14 protein-coding genes are annotated in these 15,229 nt (G+C 75.2%); 4 read left to right on the top strand and 10 right to left on the bottom strand.

What is annotated here, in order from left to right:
- Positions 1–73: 73 nt before the first annotated feature.
- From FH609_RS18415 to FH609_RS18385, 7 genes are all read right to left on the bottom strand, one after another.
- Positions 74–667 (bottom strand): ADP-ribosyltransferase, encoded by a 594-nt coding sequence (locus FH609_RS18415; protein ID WP_139668921.1) that lies wholly within the window; start codon positions 665–667, stop codon positions 74–76.
- A gap of 1,423 nt (positions 668–2,090) precedes the next feature.
- Positions 2,091–3,158: a small ribosomal subunit Rsm22 family protein gene (locus FH609_RS18410; RefSeq protein ID WP_226961782.1), complete on the bottom strand. Its 1,068-nt coding sequence runs from the start codon at positions 3,156–3,158 to the stop codon at positions 2,091–2,093.
- The gene (locus FH609_RS18405) at positions 3,155–4,534 is read right to left on the bottom strand and encodes a Bcr/CflA family multidrug efflux MFS transporter (RefSeq protein ID WP_139668919.1); all 1,380 of its coding nucleotides are present in this window, start codon (positions 4,532–4,534) and stop codon (positions 3,155–3,157) included. The genes FH609_RS18410 and FH609_RS18405 overlap by 4 nt, the downstream gene beginning before the upstream one ends.
- Before the next feature lie 331 nt (positions 4,535–4,865).
- Positions 4,866–6,488, bottom strand: a complete 1,623-nt coding sequence (locus FH609_RS18400) for an alkaline phosphatase D family protein (RefSeq protein WP_139668917.1) — start codon at positions 6,486–6,488, stop codon at positions 4,866–4,868.
- A 253-nt stretch (positions 6,489–6,741) separates the two neighbouring features.
- The gene (locus FH609_RS18395) at positions 6,742–7,164 is read right to left on the bottom strand and encodes a hypothetical protein (RefSeq protein WP_139668915.1); all 423 of its coding nucleotides are present in this window, start codon (positions 7,162–7,164) and stop codon (positions 6,742–6,744) included.
- Positions 7,161–7,889 carry a hypothetical protein gene (locus FH609_RS18390; protein WP_139668913.1) on the bottom strand — a complete coding sequence of 243 codons (729 nt, stop codon included), beginning with the start codon at positions 7,887–7,889 and terminating at the stop codon, positions 7,161–7,163. Before FH609_RS18390 ends, FH609_RS18395 begins: the two co-directional genes overlap by 4 nt.
- On the bottom strand, positions 7,880–8,422 hold the full coding sequence (locus FH609_RS18385) for an RNA polymerase sigma factor (RefSeq protein ID WP_193317946.1): 543 nt from the start codon (positions 8,420–8,422) through the stop codon (positions 7,880–7,882). The genes FH609_RS18390 and FH609_RS18385 overlap by 10 nt, the downstream gene beginning before the upstream one ends.
- Positions 8,423–8,715: 293 nt before the next feature.
- On the opposite strand from FH609_RS18385, the gene FH609_RS18380 reads away from it, so the two are divergent.
- The 3 genes from FH609_RS18380 to FH609_RS31745 all read left to right on the top strand — a co-directional run bounded on the left by FH609_RS18380 (position 8,716) and on the right by FH609_RS31745 (position 11,662).
- A complete protein-coding gene (locus FH609_RS18380) occupies positions 8,716–9,270 on the top strand; it encodes an Asp23/Gls24 family envelope stress response protein (protein ID WP_139668911.1) in 555 nt (184 codons plus the stop codon).
- 92 nt (positions 9,271–9,362) lie between these two features.
- The gene (locus tag FH609_RS31155) at positions 9,363–9,536 is read left to right on the top strand and encodes a hypothetical protein (protein WP_193317938.1); all 174 of its coding nucleotides are present in this window, start codon (positions 9,363–9,365) and stop codon (positions 9,534–9,536) included.
- Positions 9,537–9,544: 8 nt separating this feature from the next.
- Positions 9,545–11,662: a YhjD/YihY/BrkB family envelope integrity protein gene (locus tag FH609_RS31745; protein ID WP_226961781.1), complete on the top strand. Its 2,118-nt coding sequence runs from the start codon at positions 9,545–9,547 to the stop codon at positions 11,660–11,662.
- A gap of 177 nt (positions 11,663–11,839) precedes the next feature.
- Here FH609_RS31745 and FH609_RS18370 read toward each other — a convergent pair whose 3' ends face one another.
- Complete coding sequence (locus FH609_RS18370; protein WP_139668909.1) at positions 11,840–12,952, bottom strand: alkene reductase; 1,113 nt, start codon at positions 12,950–12,952, stop codon at positions 11,840–11,842.
- 79 nt (positions 12,953–13,031) lie between these two features.
- Here FH609_RS18370 and FH609_RS18365 point away from each other — a divergent pair, with 79 nt between their 5' ends.
- Complete coding sequence (locus tag FH609_RS18365; RefSeq protein WP_139668907.1) at positions 13,032–13,424, top strand: MerR family transcriptional regulator; 393 nt, start codon at positions 13,032–13,034, stop codon at positions 13,422–13,424.
- A 58-nt stretch (positions 13,425–13,482) separates the two neighbouring features.
- Here the strand turns inward: FH609_RS18365 and FH609_RS18360 are convergent, their stop codons facing one another.
- Complete coding sequence (locus tag FH609_RS18360; RefSeq protein ID WP_139668904.1) at positions 13,483–14,139, bottom strand: aspartate/glutamate racemase family protein; 657 nt, start codon at positions 14,137–14,139, stop codon at positions 13,483–13,485.
- A 46-nt stretch (positions 14,140–14,185) separates the two neighbouring features.
- Positions 14,186–15,082: an aminoglycoside phosphotransferase family protein gene (locus FH609_RS18355; protein WP_139668902.1), complete on the bottom strand. Its 897-nt coding sequence runs from the start codon at positions 15,080–15,082 to the stop codon at positions 14,186–14,188.
- Positions 15,083–15,229: the final 147 nt, after the last annotated feature.

Below are 15,229 nucleotides of genomic sequence, written 5' to 3'. Positions count from 1 at the left end.
GCCGGGTCGAACCCGGCGGGCGGGGCGGAGCGGGGGCGGCGAGGGTGCGGCGGGGGTGCGGCGGAGGCGTCGCTCAGCCGCGCCAGGGTTCGTAGTGCGGGTTGTCGACGCAGTCGGCCATGACCTCGGTCCTGGTGTCCCGGTCGATGGGACAGGCGCCAACGATGAACTCCGTGGCGACGCCACCCGGGAAGGCCACCTCGACCTGGTCCGCCCAGCGGTGCTGGTCGCCGATGGTTGCGTTGACGTCGATCCCGCCGGGCGCGTCGATGTAGTAGTTGAAGCGCGCCGAGCCCCAGTCCTTGTACAGGTCGTGGTCGTACGACGTGCTCACGAACGGCGATGGCTGGTTGACCAGGACGTACTGCTCCAGGTCGTACTGCCCGTTCACCACGTCCCTCGGCTCGAAGCCCTCGGCGAAAACGACGTCCGGGGCCCGGCCGTCTGCTCGGTAGAGCTGGCGGCAGTCGGTGCGGTAGGCGGGGTCGGGGCTGATCCGCTCCACGTCGACGTTGTCGTTGTTGGCGGCATGGAGCGGGTCGTTGACGGTCGGGCAGGCGACGGCGGCACTGGCGACCGGCGCGGCGGTGAGGGAGATCGGGGTCAGCAGGAGCCCGAGCGGGAGGGCGAGGGCTGCGGTCCTGCGGAGGATGCGCTTCCAGAACATGCCCGTACCCTGGCCGGGCGCGGGGGCCGAACCCCCGCAATGTCCCCCGAACGACGGCGTGGCGCGGCGCCAACACGACGGTTGCCGCTGGCAGTTACCGGAGGCCGGATGGGCCTGGGGGCCCATCCGCCGGGGGTGGGGTGCGGGGTTCTCCGGATGGATTCGGGCTGTTTCGTGGGTGGGGTTGAACGCCTGCACGCCGGTTGCGAATGGTTGACCGGCGCGGCAGAAGTGGTTGGCCCTGCGGCGGGCAGGACTCCGGCGCAGGCCGGCCCTGCGGCACCGCCGAGCCGTCCCCGGCGACAGGTCCCGAGCCGGGGCCCGGCAGGGCGAACGCGACCAGCGCCGGAACCGGAGAGCCGCTCCGGCGCAGCCGCCGCCGGGCGCGGCCGCAGACACGGACGGCCCTCCAGCACCGCCGCCTCACAACGGAACCGGAGAACGGCTCCGGCAGAACCGCCACCGGCATCCGCGCCGGGCGAGACCGGAGAACCACTCCGCCTCCACCGCTGCCGGCGACCGGCCCCGACGAAACCGGACACCCACTCCGGTACGCCTGCTGGCGGCGCCCGGTTCCCGCAAGAGCGGAGAACCACTCCGGCAGGGGCGAGCCTGACGACGGACGGCAAACCGAACCGGAGAACTACTCCGGCTGAGGCGGCACCGAACCCGGGCCGGGCGGAACCGGAGAGGCACTCCGACTCAGCGGTCGCCGGCGACCGACTCCGACGTAAACCGGAGGGCCAGTCCGGTCCGGCGGCCGGCGGCGCCCCGGCCCGCGCGAGACCGGAGAGCTGGTCCGGTTGTATCACCGCCAGCGGCCCCGGGCCCGACGAGACCGGAGAGGCGCTCCGGTCCCCTTGCCGCCAGCACCCGGCCCACACAAGAGTGGAGAACCGCTCCGGTTGAACCACCGCCGACGGCCCGGGCCCGACGAGACCGGAGAAGCGCTCCGGTTGAAGCACCACCGACTCATGGCCCCGACAGGGTCGGAGAGGTGCTCCGGATGAATTGCCGGCGTCGCCCGGTTCTCACAGAAACGGAGGACCGCTCCGGCCCGGCTGTCGCCGGCGACCGGCCAAGCGCATCGAAGAATCACCGCTCCGGCAGGGGTGAACGCGGCGGGTCGATCGGTCTCAGGGGGCCGGGCCCGCACGGCCGGACGTACCTCTCGGCGAGGGAACCTTCCCTGGCGAAGCCAGGACCCCACCCCAGCGGCCCCGCCTCCACCACGGCCCCGCGCCACCACCCCGGCAGCACCGCCGCCACCCCAGCAGCACCGCGCCGCCATCCCGGCAGCACCGCCACCACCCCGGCGGCCCCGCACCCCGCTCCCCCCGCGCCCGCGCAGCCCCCGCACCCCGTGTCGGCGGAAGCGCGCCCCGGCGGCCGCCAGCCCGGCCCGCCAGGCCGGCGCGCGCGGCTACGCCGCTCCGGCACCTCCCGGCAAGGGCCCCGCCGCTCCGGCACCCCCCGGCGAGGGGACCGCCGCTCCCCCGTCCCCCGGCAAGGGGTACGCGTCGCCCCAGGCCGTGTCCCTGGCCCGGCGGTAGGCGTCCGTGCCGTGGCGCTTGGTGATGGTGAGGGCGCGGGTCGCGCCGTCGGGGGCGCAGAGGTCGAGGAGGACCTGGCCCTTGCGTTGGCGGGGGCGGCGGATCACCCGGGGTTCGGCGGGGGTGGCCGTCGGGGGCGGGTCGCGGAAGGCCGCGACATACGCGAACTTCTCGTCCTCGTACGGCAGTTCCGCTCCCTTGACCCGCCGGTGCAGCGCCGAGCGGGTGACCCGGGCGCCGAAGTGGCACCAGTCATCGCCGACGGTCAGCGGGCAGCCCGCGCCGTGCGGGCAGGGCGCGAGCACGGTGAGCCCTGCGGCCAGCAGCCGGTCCCTGGCGGTGCGGATGCGGAGGTAGCCGTCGGGCGTTCCCGGTTCGACGAGGACCACGGCGCGTCCTGCGGCGGCGACCGCGTCGACGGCGGCGTCGCGTTCCTTCTCGGGGAGTTCGTTCAACACGTAGGAGACGGTGACCAGTTCGGCCGGCGCCAGGGGCACGCCGATGGCGTGGCGGGTCCAGCGCGCGCCGCGCACGGCCGCCGGGGCGCCGGCGGCGCCGGCCAGCTCGCGGCCGAGGTCGAGCGCGGGCCCTGCCCGGTCGAGGACGAGGGTGGGCCGTTCGCCCGGCCAGACGCCGGCGGCGGCCCAGGTCGCGGCGCCCGTTCCGCCGCCGAGGTCGAGGTGTTCGGCCGGCACCCAGCCGGGCAGCCGGGCGGCGAGGGCGGCGAGCGCCGCCGCGACCGCCTCGAAGGTGGCCGGCATCCGGTAGGCGGCGTAGGCGACGGCGTCCGCCCGGTCGCGCAGCTCGGGGGCCGGGCCCGGGGTCTTCGCCCGGTACCCGGCCATCAGGCGTTCGACGGCACCCGCCGCCCGGGTGGGCGGCAGGCCGTCGAGGAGCCCGTCGAGCGCGGCGCGCAGCTGGTCGGAGGTGCTGGTCACCCGGGAAGTGTAGGCCGGGCGGCGGACCGCTTCGGCCGGCACAGGGCGACGTAGGCGACGGCTCCGGCGAGCACCGCGACCAGTTGGACGACGGCCATCGGCACGGCGGTCTCCTCGCCCGCGACGCCCACCAGCGGGGAGGCGGCGGCGCCGACGAAGAACTGGGTGGCGCCCAGCAGCGCGGAGGCCGCGCCGGCCGCGTGCGGGGTGCGGTCCAGCCCCTCGGAGTTGGCGTTGGGCAGCACCAGCGGCATGGAGCCCATGAGGAAGAACAGGCCGATGGAGATGGCCAGCAGGTTCGCCTCGCCGAACACCCCGGTGGTCATGACCAGCAGCGCGACGGCGGAGAGGGTGATGAGGACCAGTCCGGTCGTCATGATCCGGTGCACGGAGACCCGGCCGACGAGGATCTTCCCGTTGACCTGGCTCATCAGCACCAGCGCGATGGAGTTGGCCATGAACACCATGCTGTAGGTCTGCGGCGAGGCGCCGTAGATCTCCTGCACGACGAACGGGGAGGCGGCGACGTAGGCGAAGAGCGCCGCGAACACCAGGCTGCCGACGAGCAGGTGGCCGGTGAAGACGCGGTCCCTGAACAGCCCGCCCATGGCCCGCAGCGCGGCGGGCACGCCGCCGCTGTCGCGCCGCTCGGGCGGCAGCGTCTCGGGCAGCCAGCGGATGACCACGGCGATCAGGATGACGCCGGTGACGGCCAGCACCAGGAAGATGCCGCGCCAGTCGGTGAACCGCATCAACTGGCCGCCGAAGACGGGCGCCAGGATGGGCGCGACGCCGGAGACCAGCATGAGCGTGGAAAAGAACCTGGCCATCGCGACGCCCGAGTAGAGGTCGCGGACGATGGCGCGGGCGATCACCACGCCGGCCGAGCCGGCCAGGCCCTGCACCAGCCGGCAGGCGGTGAGGATCTCGACGGTCGGCGCGAAGGCGCAGGCGACGGACGCGACCACATAGCAGGCCATGCCGACGATCAGCGGCCAGCGGCGGCCGAGTTGGTCGCTCATGGGACCCACCACCAGCTGGCCGAGGCCGAGGCCCAACAGGCAGGCGGTGAGGGTGAGTTGCACGGTGGACGCGCCGGTGCCCAGCGAGTCGGCGACCTCCGGGAGGGCCGGCAGGTACATGTCGATGGAGAGCGGCGGGAGGGCGGAGAGGCTGCCCAGGATCAGGACGATCAGTAGGCCGGCCTTGCGGCGCTTGCTGAGCTGCGGCGCTTGGGACGCCTGCGGCGCGGGGGCCGGCGGGTGGAGGGCGGCGGCGGATATCCCGGGGGTGGCTCCGGTGGATATCTCGGGGGCGTTGGGGGGGCGAACGTCGGAACCTGGTACGGCCGTTGGGCTTTGGCCGAGCTGAGTCATGCACCTCTCCGGGAATCGTTAGGACGATCCAATCATCCCACGATCCGGGGTCGCCGCCTCTCGATTACGGCCGGACGAATGACGCGTTCCCGGCGTGGAAACAACGCCGGAACCGCGCCGTCCGCTTGACCGTTTCCGCTGGCCAGCGCCGTGCGGGAAGCCGGCGGCCGGGAACGGTCCCGCCGTCAACTCTGCCTCGCCGACCGCCCGCTGGGCCTTTGCGGCGGGAAGTGAAACACGTCTCACTTCCCGCCGTTGAGGTTTGGGCCACCCGGGGTGAGCCCGGGGCGCCCGGCCGACAGAGCCCGCCCCACAGAGCCCGGGACCGGCGTCAGACCTCGCGCAGGCCCGGGTCGCCCGCGCGGGAGACGAACGTCGCCGCCGTCGCCACCGCCGCGCCCGGCGTGGTGACCCGGTCCACGACCCGGTACTCGGCGCGCGCCTCGGCCTCGTCCAGGGTGACCACCAGATAGCCGCGCCGCCCGTCGTAGAAGCGGAGGTGCGGGTTGGCGCCGGTCAGCGCGGCCCAGTTGTCGGGGCGCGCCGCGCCGTCGCCGCCGCTGGCGATCGAGGTGGTGACCAGCTCCACGCCCAGGGTGCGGGAGTCGGGGTCGTCCCAGTCGGCCTTCAGGTCGAAGGCGTAGTGCACATGGACGTCGCCCGTGAACACCACCAGGTTCTCGACGCCGGCCTCCTCGGCCGCGGCGAACAGCCGTTCCCTGGCCGCCGGATAGCCGTCCCAGGAGTCCATCGACAGCGGCCAGGGGCCCGCCAGCTGGTTGCGGCGGCGGGCGACGGTGACCTGCTGCGGCAGCACGTTCCACACCGCGTCCGAGGCGCGCCAGCCGTCGGCCAGCCAGCGTTCCTGAGCCGCGCCCAGCAGGGTGCGGTCCGGCTCGGCCGCCTCGTCGCCGGGCAGCTTCCAGCCGTCGCCGTGCGCCTGGTCGTCCCGGTACTGCCGGGTGTCGAGGATGTCCAGCTGGGCGAGGCGGCCGTAGTGCAGCCGGCGGTGCAGCAGCAGGTCGGGGCCCTCGGGCAGCTGCGGCCGGCGCAGCGGCATGTTCTCCCAGTAGGCGCGGTAGGCGGCGGCGCGGCGGACCAGGAACTCCTCGGCGGGGTCGTCCTGTTCGGAGATCGCGCCGGCGTAGTTGTTGTCCACCTCGTGGTCGTCCCAGGTGACGATGAACGGGTGGGCGGCGTGCGCGGCCTGGAGGTCGGGGTCGGAGTGGTAGAGGGCGTAACGGGTCCGGTAGTCCTCCAGGGTGCGGGTCTCCCGGTTGAGGTGCGCGGGCATGGCGGTGCCGCGCACGCCGGCGGTCGCGTTGACCGCGTACTCGTAGAGGTAGTCGCCCAGGTGCAGCACCGCGTCCAGCTCGGGCTCGGCGGCCAGGTGCCGGTAGGCGGTGTAGAAGCCCTGGTCGTAGCGCTGGCAGGAGACGAGCCCGAAGCGGACGGCGGCCGGCAGCGCGTCGGGCGCGGGCGCGGTCCTGGTGCGGCCGGTGGTGGAGGCCCAACTCCCGGTGGTGAAGCGGTAGTAGTAGGTGGTGCCGGGGTTGAGCCCGGCGACCTCGACGTGGACGCTGTGGGCGAACTCGGGGTGCGCGGTCGCGGTCCCGGAGTCCACCACGCGGGTCAGCTCGGCGTCGGTGGCGATCTCCCAGGCGACCTCGACGGGCTCGGCCGGCAGCCCGCCGTCCAGCGCCAGCGGATCGGGCGCGAGCCGGGTCCACAGCACCACGGAGTCGGGCAGCGGGTCGCCGGAGGCGACGCCGAGGGTGAACGGGTCGTCGGGCAGCGCCGATCCGTCGGCGGCGGGGGCGGCCTGGGCGGTGTTCGGCAGGTTCACGGCGAAGGCGATCGCGGCGGCGGCACCCGTCACGGTCAGGAAGCGGCGGCGGTTCAACTGGCGCGCGGCGGCTCGGAGTTCCTCGGTGGGGGACGGAATCTGCGTCATGCCCCGAGTGCAGCGAGCGCGCTCTAAGGGCGGCTGACCTGGGCCGGGCGCCCGGCTGGCGATCCGATGACCGCACCCTGGCCGGCGGGCGACGCCCGAGCCACGGGCGAACTCCGTTCCGTTCAACGCGAGTTGCGCCGCCCGTTCCCTGGCGCGGCGGAACGGTCGCCGGCGGTCGGCCGGCGAACGGAAGCGGTCGCCGTTCGGTCGCGAACCGGCGGGGGCGGTCGGCAAACCCGCGTTCCGGCGAACCTCAGGTAATGCCGGTGACCGTCACGGTGACGCCCAGCGGGCCGGCCGGTTGCCCGGGCGACGGGCCTGGCGCCCGCGCGGCGACCGCCTCGGTGACCGCGCGCCGCACCGCGCGGGTCACGTCAACGGCCCGATGGCCGCGCGCGACCCCGACCGCCACCTCGATCCGCCAGCCGCCGCCCGGCAGCGGCTCCACCCGCACCGCGCCGGCGCGCCGCCCGCCGGCGGCCCGCCCGCGCAGCAGCCCGGCGATGCCGGAGGCGGGGAACGCCACCCCCGGCACCCGGCGCACCGCGAACCCGACCACCTCGCGAAGCGCGGCCGCGCCCGGCGCGCCCTCGCCCCGCGCGCCCTCGCCCCGCGCGCCCTCGCCCCGCGCGCCCTCGCCGCGCGCGCTCCCGCCCCGCGCCCCGTCGCCGCTCATCGGAGCCGCCGCCGAGCGCCGCCGGGCAGCGCGTCCGTCAGATCCAACACATGCACGTCCACCGTGCGCACCTCCAGGCCCAACTCCTCGTCGGCCGCGACCGCCAGGCGCCCCCGCACCGCATCGGCCAGCTCCGGCACGGTCCACCGCAGCCCGGCCACCACCTCGATCCGCACCGCCACCGGCCCGCGCGGCGGCCGTTCCCCCGGCGCGACCCGCCCGACCGGCGCGATCCGGCAGCTGCCCACCCGCACCGCGTCCAACTCCTCGACCGCCTCCCGAAAGACCCGGGCGACGGCGGCCTCCACGATCCAGGCGTCCTCGTTCGGCTCGCCCAGCGGCAACGTGCGTCCTGGCCGCAGTTCGAGCCGGACGATCTCCATCACCCGCGTGGTGACCCGGGAGGCCAACCCGCCGGTCTCGGGCGCCCGTTCCTCCTCCGCGCGGGTGGCCGCCACCACCTCGCCCAGCGCCCGCAGCTCGGCGAGCGCGGCGCGGCAGGAGGGGCAGTCGCGGACATGCGGATCGCTCCCGGCCCTGCCCTCGTCCCACGCCTCCCACAGCTCGGCCAGCGACCGGCCGCAGGCCAGCACCTCCTCCTCGGGCCCCCGCTCAGCCTCACGTTCCCGGCCTTCGCCTTCCGCCCGGCCGCCTTCCGCCCGGCCGCGTTCCGCCCGGCCGCGTTCCTCGTCGCCGCCGGGGGCGCCCGCTCCCTCTAGCGCCATGGTTCCATCGCCTCCATCAGGTAACGCCTGGCTCTGAAGAGCCGTCCCCGAACGGCCTGTTGGGTGATGCCGACCGCCCGCGCTATCTCCTCGTAGGCCAGCCCGTGGAACTCCCGCAGCACCCAGCACGCCCGCTGCTCGGGCGAGAGCCCACCCAGCGCCTCGCGCAGCGCGCGCACCGCCGCCAGGTTCTCCACCGTGCGCGCCGGCGAGGCACGCGCCTCGGGCGCGGCCGGCTCCGCGACCGCGTCCAGCGGGGCGGTGGGGCGACGGGCACGGAGCAGATTGAGACAGCGATTGGTGACGATCCGGTACATCCAGCTGCGGAACGCGGCCTCGCCCCGGAACTCCGGCAGCCGCCGCCATGCGCTGACGAACGCATCCTGCACCGCGTCCTCGGCGTCCGCCGAACCGCCGGCCCCCGCGCGCCCGCCCAGCAGCTGCCCGGCGAGCCGCAGCAGCACCGGGCCATGGCGGTGCACCAGCGCCTCGAAGGCCGCCTCGTCGCCCTCCCTGGCCCGGGCCACCAGCAGCGCGTCGTCGTCCGCGTCGGCCTCCTCCCCGTCCGCCGGGTCGGGCCGTTCCGCGTCAGGCCGTTCGGCCTCGGCTTCGGCCCACGGGTCCGCCTCGATCGCCACCCCTGCTCCTCACTGGCACGTCACGCCTCCTCGCGCCCGGCTTTACCCGAAGCGCCCGGGGGCGCACCATGGCCGAAACACAGCGGTCCCGAAGAACGTGCGTGACGTTTCCGGTAATCCGGTGTCCTACCAGGCGTGAGCGCGACCGGACAGTCGGTCGCGGCGAACCGACGAAAGGCAGGCAGGCCATGGCAACCAGGACAGCCTCCCACAGCGGCGCTGACGCCACCCAGGACAAGCGAGAGCGGGCGGGCGACCAGCCGGACGAGCGGCTGCCCCGCCAGCAGGCGACGGGCGGCGGGCAGCGCGACAGCGACACCACCGTCAGCGAGGGCGCCTCCGGCAGCCAGGAGCCGGCCCCGACCAGGGGCCGCACCTCGATCGCCGGCGGGGTCGTGGAGAAGATCGCCGGAATGGCCGCCCGCGAGGTGCCCGGCGTGCACGCCCTCGGCGGCACCCTCTCCCGCACCCTGGGCGCCGTGCGGGACCGCGTTCCCGGCGGCCGCGCCCAGGTCTCGCGCGGGGTCAAGGTCGAGGTCGGCCAGCGGCAGACCGCGATCGACCTCGACGTGATGGTGGAGTACGGCGTCCCGGTCAGCGAGTTGGCGCGCGAGGTGCGCGAGAACGTGATCGCGGCGGTGGAACGGATGACCGGACTTGAGGTGATCGAGGTCAACATCGCGATCGTCGATGTTCGGCTGCCCGACGAGGAGCTGCACGAGGACGAGCCCAGGGTGCAGTGAGCACCCCCGGCCCGGCCGGCCCGGCGGCGGGCCACGGCGGGCCGACGGGTGACCGTGGGCGTGGCACAGCGGATCGAGGGCAGGGAGCGGTCATGGCGGAGACGCGTGGTGAGAGCGGCCGACGAGACCACCGGGAGGCCGGTGGTGGTGCGGGCGCGGTCGGCGACCGGGGACACTGGTCCCAGCGGCGCCTGCCGGCGCTGACCGCGATGTGTGCGGGGCTGGCCATCTGGCTGGCCCAGGTGGTGGAGGCTGCGACCAGGTGAACCAGCGGGTGAGTCGGGCTGAGAACGAACGGACGGAACGCGCCGGGGGCCGCCGCTGGTGGCTGGCCCTCCGGCGCACCCCCGTGTCGCTGTGGCGCGACGACATCGACCACTGGGCCGCCGCCCTCACCTACTACTCCGTGCTGGCCGTCTTCCCCACCCTCTTCGTCGCGCTCTCGCTGATCGGGATGGCCCACCCGGCGGCCGGGCCGGAGCTGATCGGCCACGTCTCGGCGCTCGTTCCCTCCAACTCCCGGAAGGACGTCTACACCGCCCTGACCGACGTCACCGAACAGCGTTCCGCCGCCTGGGTGTTGATCGTGGTGGGCGTGGCCAGCGCGGTGCTGGCCGCGTACAACTACCTGAGCATCTTCCGCCGGGTGCTGCACGCGATGCACGGCGTGGCCGACCGCCGGCCGCCGATCCGGGCCATCCCGCGCACCACGCTGACCGCGCTCGGGCTGCTGGGCCTGCTGGTGGCCAGCGCGGCGGTGCTGATCCTCACCAGCGAGGCGGTGCGGGCCATCGGGCGGGTGCTGGACCTGGGTGAGGGCGGCAGCACGGCGTGGACGGTCTTCAAGTGGCCGCTGCTGGTGGCGCTGGTCGCGATGCTGGTGATGGTGGTCTTCCGCACCGGCCCCGAGTCCTCCCGCGCGCCGCACCGGGCGCTGCCCGGCGGGGCGTTGGCGGTGCTGCTGTGGCTGGTCGCCTCGGCGGGGTTCGCGCTGTACGCGTCGCATGTGCCGACGTACAACCGGCTCTACGGCTCGCTCGCCGGGATCGTGGTCTTCCTGGTCTGGCTCTGGGTCTCCAACCTGGCCCTCCTCGCCGGCGCCCAGTTCAACGCGGAGCTATCCGCTTGCGCGGCGCCTCGGGAGGCGGCCGCCGGCGCGGCCGCCGAGGCCGCCGGCAGCGCCGGCGAGCGCGCGGCGGGTGTTGCCGCCCACGAGGCGGCCGGCGCGGCCGCCGCTGGCGCGACGTCCGCTGGCGCGGGGCCCCGGGAAGGTGCCGGAAGCACCGGCGAGGCACAGGCCGCCGGGCGGGTGCCCCGCATGGAAGCCGCCGGCACGGCAAGCATCGGCCAAGCCGACGGACGTACAGCGCCGGACACCGCTGACGCGGCGAGCACCGGCCGGGTCGACGGACCAGCGGCGCCGGGCACCGCTGGCGCGGGGCCCCGGGGAGGTGCCGGAAGCACCGGCGAGGCGAGCATCGCGGCTGAGATGCCAGGTGCGGACACCGCTGACGCGGCTGGCAGCGGCGAGGCACGCGCCGCCGGGCTGGTGCCGGGCACGGAAACCACCGGCACGGCAAGCATCGGCCAAGCCAACGGACGTACAGCGCCGGGCGCCGCTCGCTCGGTGAGCACCGCAGGCCAGATGGACGGTGTGGAAGCCAGCAGCGCGGGAGGCACCGGCCACGCCGACGGACGAGCGGCGTCGAGCGTCGCTGGTGCGGTGAGCAACCGCGAGACCGGTACCGCAGGTGAGATGCCGGGCACGGAAGCCACCGGCGCGGGAGGCGTCGGCGGGGCACAGGCCGCCGGGCGGGTGCCCGGGGTGGATGAGGTGAGCGGCCCCGACGCGGGCGGGGTAACGCAGGCAGCGGGACGTGTGGCGCGTCGCGACGGCGCCGCCGGGCAGGCTGACGGCGAAGTCGCGGGGGCGGCGGAGGCCGCCGGCTTGCCCGGCGTGGGCGGGATGGCCAGCGCGAGCGGTGTCAGCGAGTGGAACGGGACGCCGCCGAACGCCAACGGCGCGGGGGGCGCCGACGGCGGGTTCGGATCGAACGGTTCGGGCGGTGCCCACCGGGAGGTCAACGGGCACGGAACGGCGCGGCCTGGGGGCACCCGGGCCGAGCCACCCGCGCACGCGGGCGACGCGGGCGACGCGATGCAGGGCATCCCCCCGATGCCGAACCACCCGCCCCGCTCGTTCGAAGACCACGCGAACGGCCGGCGGGCGGCGCCCGGAGCGAACGTCGAACCCACTCCGCCGGAGACCAACCCGCTCTCGTTAGCGCCCGGTTGGCCAGCCGTTCCGCCGCTCCCCCGTCACGCTCCCCCTCCCCCGTTCCCGCCGGACACGACCCCGGCCGAACGGCCACCCTCGGCCGCCATCCGTTAACCCACCCCGCACGCCCCCCATTTACCAACCGCCGGAGGCGCCCAGGTCGAAGGCGCACACCGCCCCCGCGCCACAGCCGCCACGCCCACACCCCCCAACCGCCGAAGACTCTTGCCGCAGGCGCGCGGCGCCCCTCACCACAAAACCGCCGGAGGCCCCCGCGCGTGGGGCGCTCCCCTAAACCGCCGGAGGCAGGGAGGGGTAGTCCGTGTAGCCCTCCGGGCCCCAGCCGTACAGGTGTGTGGGGTCGACCTCGTTCAGCTCGGCGCCGGCGGCGAAGCGGGCCGGCAGGTCGGGGTTGGCCAGGAACGCGCGGCCGTAGGAGACGAGGTCGGCGCGGCCGGTGGAGACCAGCGCCTCGCCCTGCTCGCGGGTGGTGGGCGGGCCGTTCTCGCCGACGTTGGCGACCAGCGTGCCCGACCAGCGCGGGCGGAGGTCGGCCAGCGCCGGGTAGCGGTCGTTGTCGGTCAGATGGAGGTACGCCAGGCCCAGTTCGTTGAGCGCCTCGACCAGCGGCCGGTAGACCGGGCCCGGGTCGGATTCGGCCATTCCGAACTGTGGGTTGCCCGGCGAGAGGCGCAGCGCGACGCGGGCGCCGCCCACCGCGTCGGCGACCGCGCGGACCAGCCGCAGCGGGAAGCGCCGTCGGTTCGCCGGCGAGCCGCCCCAGCGGTCGGTGCGCAGGTTGGTGTTGTCGGCGAGGAACTGGTGCGACAGGTAGCTGTTGGCGCCGTGGATCTCCACCCCGTCGAACCCGGCCGGCCCGACGGCGAGTTGGGCGGCGGTCACATGGTCGGCGACGGCGAGGTCGATGTCGTCCTCGGTCATCTCCCGTGGTCGCGCGGCGGGTTGGCGGCTGCCGTCGCGCAGCACGATCTTTTCGGGGGCGGTGACGATGGACGGCCCGGCGGGCAGGCTGCCGTCGATGCGGCCCTCGGGGTGGCCGAGCCGGCCGCCGTGCATCAGCTGGGCGAAGATCCGGCCGCCGGCCGCGTGCACGGCGTCGGTCACGGCGCGCCAGGCGGCGGCGTGTTCGGCGGTGGCGAGGCCGGGAATCCGCCAGCCGCTCTGCCCCCTGGCGCTGGGCCACAGTCCCTCGGTGACGATCAGCCCAGCGCTCGCGCGCTGGGCGTAGTACGTGGCGACGATGGGCTGGGGGCGGCCGTCCTCGGTGCCCCGGTAGCGGGTCATCGGGGCCATGACCAGGCGGTTGGGCAGGGTGATTCCGCCCGGGGAGTGGCGCGGGGAATAGGGGGCGAGGAGCGTGGCGTTCGCGGTGGTGTTCGTCATGCCGGGACGGTAGGAGGTGACACCGGTGTCAGGTTCAAGTCCGGCCGCCGGTTCGTACGAGGGGAATCCTCAACGACGCATGGGTATCGGCGAGTTGGCCCGGCGCACCGGGGTCAGCGAACGTTCGCTGCGCTACTACGAGCAGCAGGGGCTGCTCGCGGCGGAGCGCACCTCCGGTGGGCAGCGGCGGTATCCGGAGCGGGCGGTGCACCGGGTCATCCGGGTGCAGGAGCTGTTCGCCGCCGGGCTGTGCAGCGCCAAGATCGTGGAGCTGCTGCCCTGCATCAGGGACGAGGACGGTGGCCCCTCGGAGGTCGCCACGCCGTGGCTGTTGGCCGATCTGGCGGTGGAACGGGCCAGGTTGGACCGGATGATCGCGCAACTGGAGTCGACGCGTGAGGTGTTGGACCAGGTGATCGACGCCGCCACCGGCGATTCCCCGGAGGCTCGGGAGGGGGAACGGGCCGCCTGAGCGGCCTCGGCCACGGCGGCCGGTGTGCGGCGGCCGGTGTGGGTCCGTTGCGGCCGGCTCAGCCGCCGACGCGGCGCGCCGCCTCCTCGACGGCCGGCCTCGGCGTGGTGAGCACGGGCACCGGCAGGTCGGCGAGCAGCGCTTCGGCCGGCGTCATGGATGCCTGTGCCAGCACCACCACGTCGACCTCGGCGGCCAGCCGCCGCGCGTGGTCGGCGATCCGGCGGGCGTAGCCGTCGTGGTCGCCCGCCGTGAACAGCTCCCACGCGTCCAGGCAGGGCGCGGCGACCAGTTCGACCTCGCGGCTGGCCGCCACCGCGCACTCGCTGAGCAGGGCGTTGGTCGGTTCGAGGCTGGAGGCGGTGGCTACGACGACGCCGATGCGGCGGCCGGCCCGCACGGCCGCCTCGGCCATCGGGCGGTCGACGCGGAGCACCGGCACGGGCAGCGGGCCGCCCGCCTCCGGGCCGAGGGACTCGGCGAGGCCGGCCAGACTGGAGCAGGTGCAGACGATCAACTCGGCGCCGCGCGCGGCGAGTTGTTCCAGGCCCTCGCGCACCTGGGCGACCACGACCGCGTCGGGGCCGTGTTCCCGCACCCGGGCCAGCGGTGCCTCGTTCACCAGGTGGGTCGCGGGCACGCCGGGCACCACCTGGTCGAGAATCTGCTGGAAGGTGGCGGTGTGCGTGGGCGCGGTGTGCAGGAAGCCGATCACGCCGCGAGCCTAACCCCGGAGCCGGGCGTGGCGGGTCGCCGGCCGGTCAGCCGCGCAGTGTCTCGGTGATCTGGTAGGTGGTGGCGCGCGCCACGTCCGGGCGGGTGGCGGCGTAGCTGTGGTAGGCGTTGAGGCCGGTGGCCAGCGCCCAGCCCCGGCCGCGCAGCCAGGTCGCGTCGTCCAGCCCGGCGGCGGCGCGGAAGTGCGGCCGGGTCTCGGCCGTCAACAGGGTCCAGGCGACGATCAGATCGGCCGCCGGGTCGCCCAGGCCCAGGCCGCCGAAGTCGATGACGGTGCTGATCCGGCCGTCGGTGACCAGCAGGTTTCCGGCGTGGAAGTCGCCGTGCACCCAGGTCGGCGGCCCCGGCCAGGCGGGCACGGCCAGCGCGGCGTCCCACAGTTCGGTGAGCGCGGCCGCGCCGAAGGTGTCGCCGACGGCGGCGATGGCCTGTCGGGTCGAGGCGTCCCGCTCGGCCAACGTGCCCCGGGCCAGCTCCCGTTGGTCGTGTCCTGGCAGCAACGCCTCGGCCGGCGGCAGCCGGTGGAGCGCGCGGAGGAACGCGCCCAGCTGGCGGGCGCTGTCCTCGGGGTCGGCGAGCGCCTCGAACGTGGCCTGTTCGCCGTCGAGCCAGCGGCTGACCGACCAGTGCCAGGGATAGCCGTGCGCCGGCTCGCCGACCGCGACGGGCTGGGGCACCGCGAGCGGCAGCCGGGGCGCGATCAGCGGCAGCCAGCGGGCCTCCTTGCGGGCCTGTCCCGCCGACCAGTCGCCCCGGGGGAAGCGGGCGGAGAGGTCGTCGCCGAGCCGGTAGATGAGGTGGTCGGAGCCGCCGGGGCGGACCGGTCGCAGCGGCAGTTCGGCCCAGTGGGGGAACGCCCCGGCCAGCAGTCGGCGGGCCAACGCGGGGTCGACGGCCGGGGTTTCGGGTGGTGCGGATGACACGGGTGCGGTTCCCTCCTCGCCCGGTGGACCGGTCCCCCGGGGCGCGATGGCCGATCCAAGCGAGTGGGAAGGACCGCTGTCCAGCGGTTTCCGCGCCGTCGTCGGCCCGGGCCCGGGTCGAAAACCGGTGGACAGCGGGCGGGGCCG

It is taken from the genome of Streptomyces sp. 3MP-14 (assembly GCF_006334905.2).
GTDB classification, from domain to species: Bacteria; Actinomycetota; Actinomycetes; order Streptomycetales; family Streptomycetaceae; genus Streptomyces; species Streptomyces triticirhizae.
This window is presented reverse-complemented; position numbering and strand designations above follow the sequence as displayed.

Excerpts from the sequence above, each read along its gene's own strand:
- FH609_RS18415 (WP_139668921.1), bottom strand. The coding sequence starts at position 667 with ATGTTCTGGAAGCGCATCCTCCGCAGGACCGCAGCCCTCGCCCTCCCG.
- FH609_RS18400 (WP_139668917.1), bottom strand. The coding sequence starts at position 6,488 with ATGACGCAGATTCCGTCCCCCACCGAGGAACTCCGAGCCGCCGCGCGC.
- FH609_RS18390 (WP_139668913.1), bottom strand. The coding sequence starts at position 7,889 with ATGGCGCTAGAGGGAGCGGGCGCCCCCGGCGGCGACGAGGAACGCGGC.
- FH609_RS18405 (WP_139668919.1), bottom strand. The coding sequence starts at position 4,534 with ATGACTCAGCTCGGCCAAAGCCCAACGGCCGTACCAGGTTCCGACGTT.
- FH609_RS18395 (WP_139668915.1), bottom strand. The coding sequence starts at position 7,164 with ATGAGCGGCGACGGGGCGCGGGGCGGGAGCGCGCGCGGCGAGGGCGCG.
- FH609_RS18370 (WP_139668909.1), bottom strand. The coding sequence starts at position 12,952 with ATGACGAACACCACCGCGAACGCCACGCTCCTCGCCCCCTATTCCCCG.
- FH609_RS18365 (WP_139668907.1), top strand. The coding sequence starts at position 13,032 with ATGGGTATCGGCGAGTTGGCCCGGCGCACCGGGGTCAGCGAACGTTCG.
- FH609_RS31155 (WP_193317938.1), top strand. The coding sequence starts at position 9,363 with ATGGCGGAGACGCGTGGTGAGAGCGGCCGACGAGACCACCGGGAGGCC.
- FH609_RS18380 (WP_139668911.1), top strand. The coding sequence starts at position 8,716 with ATGGCAACCAGGACAGCCTCCCACAGCGGCGCTGACGCCACCCAGGAC.